Source organism: Streptosporangium album, from assembly GCF_014203795.1.
GTDB lineage: Bacteria > Actinomycetota > Actinomycetes > Streptosporangiales > Streptosporangiaceae > Streptosporangium > Streptosporangium album.
Window position 1 is genome coordinate 414867 of sequence record NZ_JACHJU010000006.1, and the last position, 19018, is coordinate 433884.

The window sequence follows — 19018 nt, forward strand, 5'->3', positions numbered from 1 at the left end:
ATGGCTCCTATCTTTCCAATTTATTGTTGAATTTATCGGCGCAGGGCATTTCCGGTAACCCCAGATAAACCCCTTAACTGTGAGGAGGAACCATGGAAGGAACTGCCGGGCACGCGCTGTACGCGCGTTTCCTGCGGGGGCTCGCCCTGTCGCCGGACGGGGTGGCGGTGCGGGTGGGCGCGGAGGAGATCACCTACGGCGACGCACATCGGCTGGCGCTCCTGTGGGCGGGTGCGCTGCTTCGGGAGGCCTCCGGCCCCCCGAAGGCCATAGGGGTGCTGGCGGCCAGGAGCGTGCAGGCCTATGTGGGGATCCTGGCCGGCCTGTACGCGGGGGTGACGGTGGTGCCGCTGCAGCCGGGATTTCCCGCGGCCCGCACCGGGCAGATGATCGACGCGGCCGGCGTGTCCGCGGTCATCGTCGACGACCGCGGCTACGCCTTGCTGCCCGAGCTGGCGGACGGGGGGCGCGACCTGCGGGTGCTCGCACCCGGGCGTGAGCGGGCGGACGGCGCGGCCTGGGCCGAGATCCGGGTCGACGGACGGCACGCCCTCGACGGGCCGAGGCCGGTCGCCCCCTCCGACGTCGCATACGTCCTGTTCACCTCGGGTTCGACGGGCCGGCCCAAGGGGGTGACGATCACCCATGGCAACACCGACCACTACTTCCGGCTGCTGGACGCCCGGTACGACTTCACCCCCGGGGACGTCTTCTCGCAGGTCTTCGACCTGAACTTCGACTGCGCGATGTTCGACCTGTTCTGCGCCTGGGGGGCGGGGGCCACGGCGGTGGCCGTCCCTCCCGCGGCCTACCGGGACATGCCGTCGTTCCTGGCCGAGCAGGGGGTCACGGTGTGGTTCTCCACGCCGAGCGCCATCTCCCTGATCCGCCGGATGGGCGGTCTGGGCGTGCGCACGCTGCCGGGGCTCCGCTGGAGCTTCTTCGCCGGTGAGGCCCTGAAGTGCGAGGACGCGGCCGACTGGGAGCTGGCGGCGCCCGGGTCGGTCGTGGAGAACCTGTACGGCCCGACCGAGCTGACCATCACGGTCAGCGGCCACCGCTGGTCGGCGGAGCTGTCACCGAAGCTCGGCGTCAACGGCGTGGTCCCCATCGGCCTGGTCCATGAGGGGCACGACCACTTCCTGCTGACCGACGACGGGGAGGGGGAGGACGGGCAGGAGGGGGAGCTGTGCGTCAGCGGACCGCAGATGACCCCCGGATACCTCGATCCGGCCGACAACGAGGGACGGTTCCTGCGACGCGGCTCCCGCGACTGGTACCGCACGGGTGACCGGGTCCGGCGGACCGGGGACGGTGAGCTGGCCTATGTCGGGCGGCTGGACGCGCAGGTGCAGGTGCAGGGATTGCGCGTCGAGCTGGCGGAGGTCGACCACGCCCTGCGGGCCTGCACCGGTGTCGAGGAGGCGGTGACGGTGGGGGCGCCCGTCAGCGGCGGTGTCGAGCTGTACGCCTTCTACACCGGGAGCAGCACGCCGCCCGCGGCACTCGCCCGGGAGCTACGGAAGATCCTCCCCGCGCAGATGGTTCCCCGGCATTTCCGGCATATCTTGGAAATGCCATTGAACTCCAACCGGAAAATCGACCGCTCCGCGCTCCGGGGGCGTGCGGCCGACCTCATTGAAGGGGCTCCGTAGGGGTGTAGCGCTCCTGGGCAGCGACATAGCCTTTAAAAGGGATATTTCCGCTTTTAGGTATTGGTCGTTGTCCTTTCCTCGAGGCTGTGGAGAGCTCGATGGGCGTAGCACATGCGAATTCCGGGTCCGGCGTACGGCCGGGCACACTTATCCATTCCCTCCTAGACGAGGCCGCGGCCGAGGCGTCGTCCGCATCCGCGGTCCGCGACGCGACCGGCGCGTGGAACTACGCGCGGCTCGCCGCCTACAGTCACGCGGTCGGCGCGTGGCTGTACGCGCAGGGCGTCGAGCGGGGTGACCGGGTCCTGGTCCAGCTCCCCAGCAACCGGGAGACGGTCGCCCTCTTCTACGGCGTCTCCCGGCGCGGAGCGATCTTCGTGCCGATCAACCCGGCGATGAAGGCCTTCCACCTGCGCGCGGTCATCGACAACGCCGACCCCAAGCTGATCATCACCGTGGGGGATCGGGTCGCCGCGCTGGCAGAGCTGACCTCGGTCCCGGTGCACGCCATCGAGTCGGTCTGGGCCGAGGTGGAGAACCTGGCCACGCTCGGTGTCGGTGCGGAGCCGGCCGAGGTCGTGCCGGACGACGTCGGCGTGCTGGTCTACACCTCCGGTAGCACCGCCGTCCCCAAGGCCGTGGTGTGCCCGCACGCGCAGGTGACGTTCGCGACACGGGCGATCAACGAGGTGCTCGCCTACCGGCCCGACGACGTCGTCTTCTGCAGGTTCCCGCTGTCGTGGGACTACGGCCTCTACAAGGTGCTGCTCACCTGCGTCGGACGGTCCGAGATCGTCCTGGCCGACGGCGAATCCGACCTCGTCCTGTTCAGGCGGATGCGGGAGACCGGCGCGACCGTGGTCCCCATCGTGCCGTCACTGGCCACGATGATCGCCACCCTGGCGCGGCGCGAGACCGAGCCCCCGCCGCCGGTCCGGATGTTCACCAACACCGGGGCCGCGCTCCCGCCCTCGACGATCGAGGCGCTGCGCGCCGCGTTCCCCGGCGTGCGGGTGGTCCGCCAGTTCGGTCAGACGGAGTGCAAGCGCATCTCGATCATGCCTCCCGAGCTGGACGGCGAACGGCCCGACTCGGTCGGCCGTCCGCTGCCGGGCACCGGGGTGCTGATCCTGGACGACGCGGGGCAGCCGGTGCCCACCGGGCAGGTCGGCGAGATCGTGGCGGTCGGCCCGCACGTGATGCCCGGATACTGGCGGACCCCCGAGGTGACCGCACGCGCGTTCCGCCGCGACGAGCGGACCGGCGAGCCGCGCCTGCACACCGGTGACTACGGCTCCCTCGACGAGGACGGCTACCTCTACTTCGAGGGCCGCCGCGACGACATGTTCAAGCGCAAGGGGATCCGGATGAGCACCCTGGAGATCGAGGCGGCGGCGATGGACCTGCCCGGGGTGCGGGCGGCCGCGGTGCTGCCCCCGACCGCGCAGCGCGATCTCGCGCTGTGTGTGGAGACCGAGCTGGCGCCCCACGTCGTCCTGCGGGAGCTGTCCCGGCGCCTGGAGGCGGCCAAGGTGCCCGCGCTGTGCCGTACCGTCACCGACCTCCCCCTCACCCTTCACGGCAAGAACGAGAGGGCCAAGCTGGCCGAGCTCTTCGATGGGAGTCTCCGATGATCGACTACGACGGGCTCGCCGCTCGGTTCGGCACCCCGCTGTACGTCTACGACCTCGACCGCGTCGCCGCGGCGAGACGCGACCTGTTCGACACACTGCCGGAGGGCTTCGCGCTCTTCTACGCGGTCAAGGCCAACCCGCATCCCGACGTGCTGCGCACGATGCGGGAGGACGCCGGCCGCCGCTGCCGGGTGGAGATCAGCTCGACCGGGGAACTGGCCGCCGCCTTGACGGCCGGGTTCACCGGCGCCGACTGCCTCTACACCGGGCCCGGCAAGACGACGGGGGAGCTGCACGAGGCCATCGGCGAGGGCGTCCGGACGTTCTCGGCGGAGTCCCTCACCGACCTGCGGCGGATCGGCGCCGTGGCGGGCACCCACGGGGTCGTGGCCGAGTGCCTGCTCCGGATCAACAGCGCCACGTCGAGTTCCTCGACCAGCATCCGCATGACCGGCACCCCCTCGCAGTTCGGGTTCGACAGCGAGTCGCTGGCGGAGGTCATGCCCGAGCTGGTGAGCACGCCCGGCACGCGCATCGCCGGGGCGCACCTGTTCTCGCTGAGCAACGCCAAGGACGAGGAGAGCCTCACGGCCGAGCTGCAGCACACCGTCACCGTGGCGGCCCGGCTCCAGCAGGAGACGGGCGTGCCGATGGACTTCCTCGACATCGGCGGCGGGTTCTCGGCGCCGTACGCCGTCCCCGGTGAACGGCCGCGCTACGGCAAGCTCCGCGGCGAGCTGGAGGCCGCGCTGGACACGCACTTCCCGCACTGGCGGGAGGGCGCCCCCGAGGTCGCCTGCGAGTCCGGCCGTTACCTGGCCGGTGACTGCGGCATGCTGCTGAGCGAGGTCGTCAACATCAAGGAGAGCCGGGGCAGGAAGTTCGTCATCCTGGACGCCGGCATCAACACCTTCGGCGGTATGGCGGGCCTCGGCCGGCTCCTGCCGCCCGCCGTACGGCTCGTCCATCCGGCCGGGCCCGCGGAGGAGGTGGCCAGCCTCGTCGGTCCCCTCTGCACACCCGGAGACATCATCGGCCGGGAGGTCAAGCTCCCCCCGCTGAAGATCGGTGACGTCGTCGCCATCCCCAACGCCGGAGCCTACGGGGTCACCTCCAGCCTGCTGATGTTCCTCGGCAGGCCGGCACCCGTCGAGGTGACGGTCCGCGGCGGCGAGATCGTCTCCGTCTCGCGGCTCGGACACGAGCGCGCCTACGGATCGGCCGCCGAGAGATGAACGAGTACGCGGAACTGTCCTCCGACCTCGCGGACGCCGCCGTCGACTACTCCCCGGAGGGACGCGGGCGGACCGTGGTCGTCACCAGCCTGGCGTCCGACTCCCACACCTGGAATCTCGTCTTCCTCCAGCTGTTCCTGGAGGAGCTCGGCTACGACGTGGTGAACCTCGGCCCCTGCGTGCCCGACGAGCTGCTCGTCGAGGAGTGCCGCGCGCGCCGTCCTGACCTGGTCGTCGTCAGCAGCGTCAACGGCCATGGCTACCAGGAGGGTCTGCGGGTCATCCGGGAGCTGCGGGCACACGGGGAACTGGTGGACCTGCCCATGGCGATCGGCGGGAAGCTCGGGGTCGGCGGGGCGCAGGACACCCGGTACGCCGAGGAGCTGATGGTGGCGGGATTCGACCTGGTCATCGAGGAGGGCGCGGGCACGAGCGCCTTCCGGCACTTCATCGAATCACTGCCGCAGAGGGCCCTGCCATGAACGAGATCGTGCCCTCCTCGGGGCGGGCCGTGTCGCGGCGGGAACGGGGCGGCTTCGGCGACTTCGTCCTGCGCACCCACGCCTCGGGCGGGCTCGTCGTGCAGCCGCGCATGGGGTTCAGCGATCCGGACGAGATGCGGACCGGCCTGATCGCCACGAAGGAGGCGTCCGCGACCACCGTCGGTACGCTGACGCTCGACAGCTACACCAGGGTGGGGGACCGGGAGGCGGCGCGCAGGGCGCTGCGGGCCGGTCTCCGGCTCAACGGATACCCGATCGTGGAGCATGGCGCGGAGCTGACCCGGCTGGTGCTCAACGGCGTCCGGGGGCCCGGCTTCCCGGTCCAGGTCCGCCATGGCTCGGCCACACCGCTGAACATCTTCGCCTCCCTCATCGAGGCGGGGCTCGACGCCACCGAAGGCGGCCCGGTCTCCTACTGCCTGCCGTACGGGCGCGTGCCGCTGGCCGAGTCGGTGCGCAACTGGGCCCGGTGCAGCGAGATCTTCGCACGGCTGCGCGAGACCGGCAGGGAACCGCACCTGGAGACGTTCGGCGGGTGCATGCTGGGGCAGCTCTGCCCGCCGAGCCAGCTCGTCGCCATCAGCGTTCTGGAGGCGCTGTTCTTCTACCGGTACGGCCTGCGGAGCCTCTCGGCCAGTTACGCCCAGCAGACGGACCCCGCGCAGGATCGAGAGGCGATCTTCGCACTGCGGAGGCTCTGCGCGGAGCTGCTGCCCGAGGCGGACTGGCACGTCGTCGTCTACGCCTACATGGGTGTCTATCCGACCACTCCCGAGGGATCCTACAAGCTGCTGGCCCGTGCGGCGGAGCTCGCCGTCGCGACGCATTCGGAGCGGCTGATCGTCAAGACGGTCGCGGAGGCGCACCGCATCCCCACCGTCGCCGAGAACGTCGCCGCGCTGGAGTACGCCGCCGCGGTGGCGGCCATGGCCCGGCCGGCCCGCGGCCCCTCCCTGACCGAGGACACCCAGACCTATGTGGAGGCACGCACGCTCGTCAACGCCGTGCTGAACCTCGATCCCGACATCGGGCGCGCGCTGCTGCGCGCCTTCCAGCACGGTTATCTGGACATCCCTTACTGCGTTCATCCGGACAACAGGGGACAGACCCGCAGCTACATCGACGGTGACGGCTGGTTGCGGTGGGCCGAGATCGGATCCCTGCCCCTGTCGCACGTCGTCAAGGGCACTCAGCCGCGGGCGATGACCTCGGCCGGACTGCTCGACGCGCTCTCGTACGTGCAGCGGAAATTCGACGGCGCGGCCCCGTCCGCCATCAGGCGGAACGACCTGCGGGGGAAATCGGGCCACATGATGCTCGCACGGAGCCCCGCGGTGAACCCGGGCTCTGGGGTGAGCTAGGGGTTTATGGAGATATGCGCTTTTCGTAGCGTATAGCCAGACATATAGATGTTCTGGTGCGGCTTCCCGCACGCGCGTTTTGAACCAGTGGTTTTCACTCAACGCATCGAAACGTCATTGAAATATATGAGTTCAGTGGGGCGACGCACATGGACAATGAGCAGAGACTTCTTGACTACCTCAAGCGTGCGACCGCTGACCTGCGCACGGCCCGCCGGCGTCTGAGTGAAGCCGAGCAGCGGAACAGCGAGCCGATTGCGATAGTCGGCATGGGATGCCGTTATCCGGGCGGCGTTTCCTCCCCCGACGATCTGTGGCGGCTGGTCGACGCGGGCGTCGACGCGGTTTCCGGTTTTCCCGCCGACCGCGGGTGGGACGTCGAGGAGATCTATGACCCGGAGCCGGGAAAGCCGGGGAAGAGTTACGCCCGGGAAGGCGGTTTCCTTTATCGCGCGGCGGACTTCGATCCCGGGTTCTTCGGAATCTCGCCGCGTGAGGCGCTGGTGATGGACCCGCAGCAGCGGCTGCTGCTGGAGACCTCGTGGGAGGCGCTGGAGAACGCCGGGCTGGATCCGCTGTCGTTGAAGGGCAGCCCGACCGGGATGTTCGCCGGGGTGATGTATCACGACTACACCGGGAGCAGCGGCACCGGCGCGATCGTGTCGGGCCGGGTGTCGTACACGCTGGGTCTGGAGGGTCCGGCGGTGACGGTGGACACGGCCTGTTCGTCGTCGCTGGTGGCGCTGCACCTGGCGGCTCAGGCGCTGCGGCAGGGGGAGTGTTCCCTGGCGCTGGCCGGCGGGGTGACCGTGATGGCCACCCCGGAGACGTTCGTCGACTTCAGCCGCGAGCGGGGCCTGGCGGCCGACGGCCGGTGCAAGTCGTTCGCGGCGGCGGCGGACGGTACCGGCTGGGGCGAGGGCGTCGGCGTGCTGGTGCTGGAGCGTCTGTCGGACGCGCGCCGTAACGGCCACACGGTGCTGGCGGTGGTGCGGGGTTCGGCGCTCAACCAGGACGGCGCCAGCAGTGGGCTGACCGCGCCGAACGGTCCGTCGCAGCAGCGGGTGATTCGCAGTGCGCTGGCCGCCGCCGGGCTGGCCCCCTCGGACATCGACGTCGTCGAGGCGCACGGGACCGGGACGACGCTGGGTGATCCGATCGAGGCGCAGGCGTTGATCGCCGCCTATGGCCAGGATCGGGACCGGCCGCTCTGGCTGGGGTCGCTCAAGTCGAACCTGGGCCACACCCAGGCCGCCGCCGGGGTGGGCGCCGTCATCAAGATGGTGCAGGCGATACGCCACGGGGTGCTGCCCAGGACCCTGCACGTGGACGAGCCGACACCCCAGGTGGACTGGTCGGCCGGATCCGTCGAACTGCTGACCGAGGCGGTGGAGTGGCCGGCGACCGGCCGTCCGCGCCGGGCCGGGGTGTCGTCGTTCGGGATCAGCGGGACGAACGCGCATGTGATCGTCGAGCAGGCGCCGGAGGCTCCGGAGGCCGGGGAATCGGCGGAGGGGCCGGTGGGGGAATCGCCGGTGCTGGGGTGGCCGTCGGGGGTTCCGGTGCCGTGGGTGGTCTCGGCGCGGAGCGGGGAGGCGCTGTCGGCGCAGGCGGAGCGGTTGCTGGCGTATGTCGGTGAGCGTCCCGGGCTGGATGTGCTGGATGTGGGGTTCTCGCTGGCGACGTCGCGGCCGGCGTTGGAGCACCGCGCGGTGGTTCCGGCCGCGGACCTGGAAACAGCGGTACACGGGCTGTCTGCCGTGGTCACCGGTGAGCCGGCTGCCGGGGTGTTCTACGGGGTGGCCGGTGAGGGGTTGACGGCGTTCCTGTTCACCGGGCAGGGCAGTCAGCGGGTGGGGATGGGCCGGGAGCTGTATGAGGCGTTCCCGGCCTTTGCTACGGCGTTTGATGCGGTGTGTGCGGGGTTTGAGGGGGTGGTGGAGCGTCCGCTGGGTGAGGTGGTGTTCGGGGACGCGGAGGCTCTGGATCGGACGGAGTACACGCAGTGTGCGTTGTTCGCGGTCGAGGTGGCGTTGTTCCGGTTGGTGGAGTCGTGGGGTGTGCGGCCGGACTTCCTGGCGGGTCATTCGGTCGGTGAGTTGGCCGCGGCGTATGTGGCGGGGGTGTTCTCCCTTCGGGACGCGTGCCGGTTGGTGGCGGCGCGGGGCCGGTTGATGCAGGCGTTGCCTGCGGGTGGGGCGATGGTGGCGATTGCTGCGGCTGAGGAGGATGTGCTGCCGTTGTTGTCTGGCCGGGTGGGGATCGCGGCGGTCAACGGTCCGGCGTCGGTGGTGGTTTCCGGGGAGGAGGAGGCGGTGTTGGCGGTTGCTTCCCGGTTCGAGCGGACGAAGCGGTTGAAGGTGTCGCATGCGTTTCATTCGCCGTTGATGGAGCCGATGCTGGCGGAGTTCGCGCTGGTTGCCGAGGGTGTCTCCTACGCGTCGCCGGTGGTTCCGGTGGTGTCGAATGTGACCGGTCGGTTGGTGGAGGTGTTCTCTTCCGAGTATTGGGTGCGGCATGTGCGTGAGGCGGTGCGGTTCTGCGACGGGGTGCGTTTCCTGGAGGAGCAGGGGGTGACCCGGTTTGTGGAGCTGGGTCCGGACGCGGTGCTGACCGGGATGGCCCAGGAGTGCGTGGATCCGGCGAGGGCGGCGCTGGTCGCGGTGTTGCGGAGGGGGCGTCCGGAGGGGCGGGAGGTGTTGGCGGCGCTGGCCCGGTTGCATGTGGCCGGTCTGTCTCCTGATTGGGGGGCGGTTTATGGTGGCAGCGGCGCCCAGCGGGTGGACCTGCCCACCTACGCCTTCCAGCACAGGCGTTACTGGCTGGAGGCTCCGGTCTCCCAAGGCGAGATGTCGGCGGCGGGGCTGGCAGCGGCCGGCCATCCGATGCTGTCGGCGGTGGTGGCACTGCCGAGCCCTGACGGGCCGGGTTCCGACGGCGTGGTGCTGACCGGGCGGGTGTCGCTGGGGTCGCATGCGTGGCTGGCCGACCACGTGATCTCCGGTGTGACGGTGCTGCCGGGCACGGCGTTCGTGGAGCTCGCGATCAAGGCCGGCGATCAGGTCGGCTGCGGCCTCCTCGACGAACTGACCTTGGAGGCACCACTGGTGGTGCCGGAACGCGACGGGGCCGCGCTGCAGGTCGTGGTAGGCGGTGGTGACGAGTACGGCCGGCGGCTCGTGGAGGTGTACTCCCGCCCGGTGGACGCGTCGCCGGAGGAGTCATGGACCCGGCACGCCTCGGGCGTGGTCGGCCCGGACGCGCCACCGGAGCCTGCCGGCCTGGTGATCTGGCCCCCGCGAGGCGGGCGCAGCCTGGACATCACCGGGGTTTACGAGGATCTCGCCACGCAGGGATACGAGTACGGGCCCGAGTTCCAGGGCCTGCGGGCGGTGTGGCAGCGCGGTGACGAGATCTTCGCCGAGGTCGCCCTCGCGGAGGGCACCTCGGCCGAGGGGTTCGGACTGCACCCGGCACTGCTGGACGCCGCGCTGCACGCGGCGCTGGTCGCCGAGGACGGCGGGCAGGAAACACAGCTTCCCTTCGCGTGGACCGGGGTCTCGCTGCACGCCGCGGGAGCATCCGCGCTACGGGTACGGATAGCGCGGTCGGGTACGGCCTCATCGATCGAGGTCACCGACGAGACGGGCCGGCCGGTGGCGTCGGTGGGATCGCTGGTCTCGCGCCCGGTTGCGGTCGAGCAGCTGAGAGCCGCAGGACGCGGGGAGTCGCTGTTCCAGGTGGAATGGTGGCCCTTCGCGGGCGGAGCGGCTACCGGAGCCGGTCCGTGTGCGCTGGTCGGCGACGACGCGTTCGGGCTGAGCGTGTTGCCCGAGGTGGTCGGTGTGCACGCCGATCTGGCCGCACTGGCCGGTGTGGACGTACCGGAGGTGGTGATCCTCCCAGGCCTGGGCGAGCCGGCCGAGGACATGCCTGCGGAAGTCAGGTCGGCGACCGGCCGGATGCTGGCCCTGGTGCAGGAGTGGCTGGCCGAGGAGCGGTTCGCCATGGCCACGCTCGCCGTGGTGACCCGGGGTGCGGTGTCGGTCGCGGGTGAGGACGTCACGGATCTGGCCGGTGCGGCGGTGTGGGGTCTGGTCCGGGCGGCGCAGGCGGAGAATCCCGGCCGGCTGGTACTGGTCGATCTGGACGGGCAGGGTCTGTCGCTGGAGTCCGTGCTGGCGGCGGTGGCTGCGGGTGAGCCGGAGCTGGCCGTGCGTGACGGCGAGGTCGTGGTCCCGAGGTTGGCGAAGGCGGTCGTTCAGGGGCAGGCGTCGCCGTGGAGTGCTGAGGGCACGGTGCTGGTGACCGGTGGCACGGGTGGTCTGGGTGCTCTGGTGGCGCGGCATCTGGTTGTCGAGCATGGGGTGCGGCGGTTGGTGCTGACCAGCCGCCGGGGCCCGGACGCTCCCGGGGCCGCCGGCCTGTGTGAGGAGCTGGCCGGGCTGGGCGCGCGGGTGCGGGTCGTGGCCTGTGACGTGGCCGACCGGGAGGCGCTGGCCGGGCTGCTGGCCGGTGTCTCCGGCCTGTCCGGGATCGTGCACACCGCCGGGGTGCTGGACGACGGGGTGATCGGATCGATGACGCCCGAGCGGATGGACACGGTGCTGCGGCCGAAGGTGGACGCGGCCTGGCATCTGCACGAGCTGACCCGTGACCTGGACCTGGACGCGTTCGTGCTGTTCTCCTCGGTCGCGGGTGTCCTCGGCGCTCCCGGCCAGGCCAACTACGGCACCGCGAACGCCTTCCTGGACGCGCTGGCCGTCCACCGCAGGGCGCGGGGTCTGGTGGCGACCTCGCTGGCCTGGGGCCTGTGGGCCGGACCCGGCATGGGCGGCGAACTGGACGAGAGTGATCGGCAGCGGATCTCCAAAGGGGGGATTCTGCCGCTCTCCCAGCAGGAGGGCCTGACCCTCTTCGACGCCGCCACCGGCGCGGCCGATCCGGTCCTGCTGCCCGTCGCGCTGGATCTGGGCGCGTTCCGGGCGCAGGGTGAGTCACTGCCTCCGGTGATGCGCGCACTGGTCGGCCCGGTCGCCCGCCGCGCCGCGGCGGCCGGGGCGGCGCGGGGCCCGTCGCTGGGCACGCAGCTCGCAGCGCTGCCCGAGGCCGAGCGCGGGGAGGCCGTGGTCAAGCTGGTCCGGGCGGAGATCGCGGCCGTGCTCGGCCATGACAGCGCGGATGCCATCGACCCGTCCCAGGCCTTCGCCAAGATGGGGTTCGACTCGCTGACCGCGGTCGAGCTCCGCAACAGGCTCAACGCGGTGACCGGCCTCAGGCTGCCGTCGACGCTGGTGTTCGACTATCCCGCTCCCGCCGCGCTGGCCCGCTTCCTGGAAGCCGAACTGCTCGGCGTCGCCGAGGTGACGGAGAGCGCGGAACTCGCGGTGGTGGACGGGGAGCCGATCGCCATCGTGGCGATGAGCTGCCGCTATCCCGGCGGGGTGACCAGCCCTGAGGAGCTGTGGCGGCTCGTCTCCGAGGGCGGGGACGCCATCTCGGGTTTCCCCGAGGACCGCGGCTGGGACGTCGAGGGAATCTACGACCCGGAGCCCGGCAAACCAGGCAGGACCTACACACGCGAGGGCGGGTTCCTCTACGACGCCGCCCAGTTCGACCCGGACTTCTTCGGGATCAGCCCGCGTGAGGCGCTGGCGATGGACCCCCAGCAACGGCTCGTGCTGGAGACCTCGTGGGAGGCGTTCGAACGGGCCGGCATCGACCCCGTCTCGCTGCGCGGCAGCCGTACCGGCGTGTTCGTCGGCGTGATGTACCACGACTACGGCAGCAGGTTCACCGAGGTGCCGGAGAGCCTCGCGGGCTACCTCAGCAACGGCAGCCTGAGCAGCGTGGTCTCCGGCCGGGTCGCCTACACCCTCGGGCTGGAGGGCCCGGCGGTGACGGTGGACACGGCCTGCTCGTCGTCGCTGGTGGCGCTGCACTGGGCCATGCAGGCGCTGCGGCAGGGCGAGTGCTCGCTGGCGCTGGCCGGCGGCGTGGCCCTCATGTTCACCCCCGACGCGTTCCTCGACTTCGGCCGCCAGCGGGGCCTGGCCGCAGACGGCCGGTGCAAGCCGTTCGCCGCCGCGGCGGACGGCACCGGATGGTCCGAGGGGGTGGGCCTGGTGCTGCTCGAACGCCTGTCCGACGCCCGGCGCAACGGGCACCAGGTCCTCGCCGTCGTGCGCGGCAGCGCGGTCAACCAGGACGGCGCCTCCAACGGGCTGACCGCGCCGAACGGCCCGTCGCAGCAGCGGGTCATCCGCCAGGCCCTCGCCGGCGCCGGCCTGGATCCGGCCGACGTCGACGCGGTCGAGGCGCACGGCACCGGGACGACGCTGGGTGACCCGATCGAGGCGCAGGCGCTGATCGCCGCCTACGGTCAGGATCGGGACCGGCCGCTCTGGCTGGGCTCGGTCAAGTCGAACCTGGGCCACACCCAGGCCGCCGCCGGCATGGCCGGCATCATCAAGATGGTGCAGGCGATGCGCCACTCGGTCCTGCCCAGGACGCTGCACGTGGACGAGCCGACGCCGCACGTCGACTGGTCGGCGGGGGCGGTGGAGCTGCTGACCGAGCCGGTGGAGTGGTCGCGCAACGGCCACCCGCGCCGGGCCGGGGTGTCCTCCTTCGGGATCAGCGGCACCAACGCGCACGTCATCATCGAGGACGCACCCGACGAGGCGCCCGCCGGGGACGCCCCCGCCCCGGTGACCGAACTGCCCGCCGTACCCCTGGTGATCACCGGTAGCGGTGACGAGGCGCTGCGCGCGCAGGCCGTACGGCTCGTGGCTCTCGCGCAGCACCCCGACGCTCCGGGCCTGCTGGATCTGGGGTACTCCCTGGCGACGACCCGTACGGCTTTCGCGCACCGCGCGGTGGTGGTCGCGGCGGACCGCGCGGAGTTCCTGCTCGGGGCCGGATTGCTGGCCGACGGGGAGACCACCTCCCACCTGGTCTCCGGTTCGGTGACCGAGGGAAGACTGGCCATGCTGTTCACCGGCCAGGGGGCACAGCGGGTGGCGATGGGACGCGAGCTCCACCGTGCGTTCCCCGTCTTCGCCGCGGCCTACGACGCCGTGCGCGCCCACCTGGAACCGGCGCTCGGCACCACCCTGGCCGACATCCTGGACGACGCGGACCTGCTGGACCAGACGGTTCACACCCAGGCCGCGCTGTTCGCCCTGGAGGTGGCGCTGTTCCGCCTGGTGGAGTCGTGGGGCGTCAGGCCCGACTTCCTCACGGGACACTCGATCGGCGAGCTGGCCGCCGCGCACGTGGCGGGGGTGTTCTCGCTGGAGGACGCCTGCACGCTGGTGGCGGCACGCGGCCGGTTGATGCAGGCCCTGCCCGGGGGTGGGGCGATGGTGGCCGTCGTGGCCGCCGAGGAGGAGGTGCTGCCGCTGCTGGACGGCCGGGTGGGCATCGCGGCGGTCAACGGGCCCCGGTCGGTGGTGATCTCCGGCGACGAGGAGGCCGTGGCCGAGGTCGCGGCGGCGCTGGAGGCCGAGGGACGCAAGACCCGGCGGCTGAGGGTCAGTCACGCCTTCCACTCGCATCGGATGGAGCCGATGCTGGCCGAGTTCCGCCGGGTGGCCGCCCGGCTGGCCTACGCGCCGCCGCGGATCGCGGTGGTCTCGACGGTGAGCGGCCGGATGGCGACGGCCGAGGAGCTGTGCTCGCCGGATTACTGGACCGGGCAGGTCCGCACGGAGGTGCGTTTCGGCGACGCGGTCCGCACGCTGGAGGCCGAGGGCGTGACCACCTTCCTGGAGCTGGGGCCGGACGCGGTGCTGTCGGCGATGGGAGGCGACTGCCTGGCCGGAGAGGGGGACGCGCTGTTCGTGCCGGGCCTGCGCCGTGACCGTCCGGAGGCGCGGGAGCTGACGACGGCGATCGCCCGGCTGTACGTGCGCGGCGTCCCCGTCGACTGGGAGGCGTTCTTCGACGGCACCGGGGCGCGCGGGGTGGAGCTGCCCACCTATCCCTTCCAACGGCAGCGGTTCTGGCTGGACGTCCCCGCCACGGCCGGGGATGTGACCGGGTACGGCCAGGTCGCGGCGGAGCACCCGCTGCTGGGCGCCGTCGTGACGATGCCCGACTCCGGCGGGGTGGTCCTGACCGGCAGGCTCTCGCTGGCGACACACCCCTGGCTGGCCGATCACACCGTCATGGGGGAGGTGGTCGTGCCGGGAACCGCCTTCGCCGAGCTGGCGATCAGGGCCGGTGACGAGGTCGGATGCGGCCTGCTGGAGGAGCTGACCATCTCCGCGCCGCTGATGCTGCCTCCGCGCGGAGGCGTCGCGATCCAGGTCGTGGCCGGCGCGGCCGACGAGGCCGGTCGCCGGTCGCTGGCGGTCTACGGGCGGGCGGAGGGGGCCTCCGCCGCCTCCGGCACGGGGGAATGGACCCGGCACGCGAGCGGCGTGCTCGCCGCCGACGACCGGCGACCCCCCTCCGGCCTCACCGAGTGGCCACCGCAAGGGGCCGTCCCGGTCGAGCTGGACGACCTCTACGGGCGGCTGGCGGACCTGGGATACGGCTACGGCCCGGCTTTCCAGGGCCTGCGGGCCGTCTGGCGGCGCGGCGCCGAGGTGTTCGCCGAGGTCGCCCTGGAAGCGGCCGACGCCGACCGGTTCGGCCTGCACCCGGCGCTCTTCGACGCCGCGCTCCACGCCAACCTGCTCGGCGATGACCTGGACCGGCCGATGCTGCCGTTCGCGTGGAACGGGGTGAGATTGCACGCCGCGGGGGCGTCGTCGCTGCGGGTGCGGATCTCCTCGCCCACTCCCGCGGCGGTGTCGGTGGAACTCGCGGACGGGGCCGGTGCGCCGGTGGCGTCCGTGGAGTCTCTGGTGGCCCGGCCGGTCTCGGCCGAGCAGCTCGGCGCGGCGGCCGGGCGCGGAGACTCGCTGTTCCGGGTCGAGTGGCAGCCGGTCCCGACGGGCCCCGCTGCGGCGCCCGTCCGAGGTTGGGCCGTGTTCGGCGAAGGGCTGGATCTGGGCGAGAACGTGCCCGTCCATTCCGGCCTGGAGTCGCTGGGCGCGGCGCCGCCCGAGACCGTTCTCCTCCCCGTCCCCGTCCCCGGCGGTGACGTTCCCTCGGCGGTGCGGGCCGCGACCGGCGGCGTCCTGGCGACGCTGCGGGACTGGCTGGCCGACGAGCGGTTCACCTCGTCCCGGCTTGTCGTCGTGACCCGCGGACCTGCCGCCGACCTGGTGCACGGCCCGGTGCGCGGCCTGGTACGCGCGGCGCAGGAGGAGAATCCCGGGCGGTTCGTGCTCGTCGACCTGGACACCGACGACCCTGCTCCGCTGCCGGCCGCGCTGGCCGCACAGGAGCCGGAGCTCGCGGTGCGCGCCGGCGGGCTTCTCGCCCCGCGTCTGGTCCCCGTGCCCGCCCTGCCCGAGCCGGGCGGCGCGATATGGAACCCGGAGGGCACCGTCCTGATCACCGGTGGGACAGGTGGTCTGGGCGCACTGGTCGCCCGCCGGCTGGTGACCGGACACGGAGTGCGGCACCTGCTGCTGACGAGCCGCCGCGGGCTCGCGTCGCCGGACGCGGCGGAGCTGCGGGACGAGCTTCGGGAGCTGGGGGCCGAGGTGACGGTGGCCGCGTGCGACGCGGCGGACCCGGAGGCTCTGGCGGCGCTGCTCGGGGAGGTCCCGGCGGAGCACCCGCTGACCGCAGTGGTCCACGCCGCCGGAGTGGTGGACAACGCGCTGCTCGGCTCGCTGACCTCGGAACAGATGGAGACCGTGCTCCGTCCGAAGGTGGACGCCGCCTGGAACCTGCACGAGCTGACCCGCGACCTGGACCTGTCGGCGTTCGTGCTGTTCTCCTCCGCCGCCGGGCTGGTGCTCGGCGCGGGCCAGGCCAACTACGCGGCGGGCAACGCGTTCCTCGACGCGCTGGCGGAACACCGGCAGGCACGGGGACTGGCAGGCCAGTCGCTGGCATGGGGACTGTGGGCCGAGGAGCGCGGCATGGCCGGGCTGCTGGACGAGGCGGGCCGCCAGAGGATGAACCGGCTGGGCATGCCCCCGCTCCCTCCGGCCGAGGGGCTGGCCCTGTTCGACGCCTGCCTCGCCGTCCCGGCGGCCACCCTGGTTCCGATACGGCTGGACCTGGCGGTGCTGCGGGCCCGTGCCGACGGGGTGCCCGCGATGCTGCGCGGCCTGGTCCGCACCCCGCTCCGCCGTACGGCGAGCACCGCGAGTACGACCGCGGGCGGACCCTCACTGGCCGATCGGCTGGCCGGTCTCTCCGACACCGACCGCGACCAGCTCCTGATCGAGACGGTCGGCAAGCACGTCGCCGCCGCCCTCGGGCACGCCTCGGCCGCCTCGGTGGATCCCCGGCGCGCCTTCCAGGAGCTGGGCTTCGACTCGCTGTCCGCGGTGGAACTGCGCAACATGCTGGGTGCGGCCACCGGGCTGCGTCTGCCCGCCACCCTGGTCTTCGACTACCCGACCCCCATCGCCCTGGCCGATCACATCAAGGCGCGGCTCGACGTGGCGCCCGCGGACGCGGTCCGACCCGTGCTCACCGAGGTCGACCGGTTGGAGACGGCCCTGTCGGAGGTCACCCCGACGGACGGCGAACACGCCAGGATCACGGCCCGGCTGGAGGCCCTGCTGCGCAACTGGCGCGACACCCACACCGGCCCGGTGGACGCCGTACCGGAACGGGATCTGACAGCCGCCACCGACGACGAACTCTTCGCGGTCCTCGACAACGAACTGGGTATCCGATGAACCAATCACAGGCAGGCGATGACAGGCTCCGCGACTATCTCCGGCGGGCCACGGCCGACCTGCAGCAGACCCGCAGCCGCCTGCGCGCGCTTGAGGACAGGGAGCGCGAGCCGATCGCGATCGTCGCGATGAGCTGCCGCTATCCCGGCGGGGTGACCTCTCCGGAGGAGCTGTGGGAGCTGGTGGCCGAGGGCAGGGACGCGACTTCGGACTTCCCGGAGGACCGTGGCTGGGACATCGAGGGCATCTACCACCCGGAACCCGACCAGCCGGGCAAGACCTATGTCCGCAGGGGAGGATTCCTGCACGACGCCCCCGACTTCGACGCCGAGTTCTTCGGAATCAGCCCGAGGGAGGCGTCGACGGCCGACCCGCAGCAGCGGCTGCTGCTGGAAACGGCCTGGGAGGTCTTCGAGCGCGCGGGCATCGACCCGGAGATCATGAAGGGCAGCCCGACCGGCGTGTTCACCGGCCTGATGTACAACGACTACTCCGGAGGCCAGCCCGGGGGCAGCCTGGTCTCCGGCAGGGTCGCCTACAGCTTCGGCCTGGAGGGACCCGCCGTCACGGTCGACACGGCCTGTTCGTCGTCCCTGGTGGCCCTGCATCTGGCGGCTGCGGCGCTGCGGCGCGGCGAGTGCTCGCTGGCGCTGGCCGGAGGGGTCGCGGTGATGGGCACCCCCGACATGTTCGTCGAGTTCTGCAGGCAGCGCGGGCTCTCGCCCGATGGTCGCGCCCGGTCGTTCTCCGCGGACGCGGACGGCACCTCGTGGTCGGAGGGCGTGGGTGTGCTGCTGCTGGAGCGTCTGTCGGACGCGCGCCGTAACGGTCATCCGGTGCTGGCGGTGGTGCGGGGTTCGGCGGTCAACCAGGACGGCGCCTCCAACGGGCTGACCGCGCCGAACGGCCCGTCGCAGCAGCGGGTGATCGAGCAGGCGCTGGCCGCCGCGGGTCTAGCCCCCGCAGATGTCGACGTCGTCGAGGCGCACGGGACCGGGACGACGTTGGGCGACCCGATCGAGGCGCAGGCGGTGATCGCGACCTATGGCCAGGATCGGGACCGGCCGCTCTGGCTGGGGTCGATCAAGTCGAACATCGGGCATCCCCAGGCGGCCGCGGCCATCGCCGGCGTGATCAAGATGGTGATGGCGATGCGGCACGGGATGCTGCCCGAGATCGTCAATCTGGGCGAGCCGTCGCCGTACGTCGACTGGTCGGCGGGGGCGGTGGAGCTGCTGACCGAGGCGGTGGAGTGGCCGGCTGCCGGCCGTCCGCGCCGGGCCGGGGTCTCCTCCTTCGGATACAGCGGCACCAATGCGCACGTGATCATCGAGCAGGCTCCGGAGGAGGAGCACCAGACGGAGGAGCCGGATATGGCGCCGGTGCCGCGGACGGTGCCGTGGGTGATCTCCGGTAGGAGTGCCCAGGCGCTGCGGGCCCAGGCCGGACGGCTGCTGGCGTACGTGGAGGAACGGCCTGAGATTGATCTGCTGGACGTCGGGTTCTCGCTGGTGACGACGCGTTCGGCGCTGGAGCACCGCGCGGTGGTGGTGGGTGGCGATCGCGAGGAGTTCGTGCACGGTCTGCGGGCACTGACAGCCGGAAGTGCCGTGACAGGCGGGAAGACGGCGTTCCTGTTCACCGGGCAGGGCAGTCAGCGGGTGGGGATGGGCCGGGAGCTGTATGAGGCGTTCCCGGCCTTTGCTACGGCGTTTGATGCGGTGTGTGCGGGGTTTGAGGGGGTGGTGGAGCGTCCGCTGGGTGAGGTGGTGTTCGGGGACGCGGAGGCTCTGGATCGGACGGAGTACACGCAGTGTGCGTTGTTCGCGGTCGAGGTGGCGTTGTTCCGGTTGGTGGAGTCGTGGGTGTGCGG

Annotated in this window: 7 protein-coding genes; all 7 read left to right on the plus strand. The window is 71.7% G+C overall.

Going from position 1 to position 19018, the window contains the following annotated elements; genetic code table 11:
* Positions 1-92: 92 nt before the first annotated feature.
* On the plus strand, positions 93-1655 hold the full coding sequence (locus FHR32_RS40670; protein ID WP_184759910.1) for an AMP-binding protein: 1563 nt from the start codon (positions 93-95) through the stop codon (positions 1653-1655).
* Between the two features lie 98 nt (positions 1656-1753).
* Entirely contained in the window at positions 1754-3289 is a 1536-nt protein-coding gene (locus FHR32_RS40675) for an AMP-binding protein (protein ID WP_184759911.1), read from the plus strand.
* A complete protein-coding gene (locus FHR32_RS40680) occupies positions 3286-4524 on the plus strand; it encodes a type III PLP-dependent enzyme domain-containing protein (protein ID WP_184759912.1) in 1239 nt (412 codons plus the stop codon). The genes FHR32_RS40675 and FHR32_RS40680 overlap by 4 nt, the downstream gene beginning before the upstream one ends.
* Entirely contained in the window at positions 4521-5006 is a 486-nt protein-coding gene (locus FHR32_RS40685) for a cobalamin B12-binding domain-containing protein (RefSeq protein WP_184759913.1), read from the plus strand. Before FHR32_RS40680 ends, FHR32_RS40685 begins: the two co-directional genes overlap by 4 nt.
* Complete coding sequence (locus tag FHR32_RS40690; RefSeq protein ID WP_184759914.1) at positions 5003-6388, plus strand: methylaspartate mutase; 1386 nt, start codon at positions 5003-5005, stop codon at positions 6386-6388. Before FHR32_RS40685 ends, FHR32_RS40690 begins: the two co-directional genes overlap by 4 nt.
* A 149-nt stretch (positions 6389-6537) precedes the next feature.
* Positions 6538-17145 carry a type I polyketide synthase gene (locus FHR32_RS40695; protein ID WP_184759915.1) on the plus strand — a complete coding sequence of 3536 codons (10608 nt, stop codon included), beginning with the start codon at positions 6538-6540 and terminating at the stop codon, positions 17143-17145.
* Positions 17142-19018, plus strand: a 1877-nt coding sequence (locus FHR32_RS40700; RefSeq protein WP_184759916.1) for a type I polyketide synthase, incomplete at its 3' end; no start/stop codon positions are given. The genes FHR32_RS40695 and FHR32_RS40700, both read left to right, overlap by 4 nt.

What these genes read in the sequence shown, in the direction of transcription:
- FHR32_RS40670 (WP_184759910.1), top strand. Translation starts at nt 93, where the DNA reads ATGGAAGGAACTGCCGGGCACGCGCTGTACGCGCGTTTCCTGCGGGGG.
- FHR32_RS40675 (WP_184759911.1), top strand. Translation starts at nt 1,754, where the DNA reads ATGGGCGTAGCACATGCGAATTCCGGGTCCGGCGTACGGCCGGGCACA.
- FHR32_RS40680 (WP_184759912.1), top strand. Translation starts at nt 3,286, where the DNA reads ATGATCGACTACGACGGGCTCGCCGCTCGGTTCGGCACCCCGCTGTAC.
- FHR32_RS40685 (WP_184759913.1), top strand. Translation starts at nt 4,521, where the DNA reads ATGAACGAGTACGCGGAACTGTCCTCCGACCTCGCGGACGCCGCCGTC.
- FHR32_RS40690 (WP_184759914.1), top strand. Translation starts at nt 5,003, where the DNA reads ATGAACGAGATCGTGCCCTCCTCGGGGCGGGCCGTGTCGCGGCGGGAA.
- FHR32_RS40695 (WP_184759915.1), top strand. Translation starts at nt 6,538, where the DNA reads ATGGACAATGAGCAGAGACTTCTTGACTACCTCAAGCGTGCGACCGCT.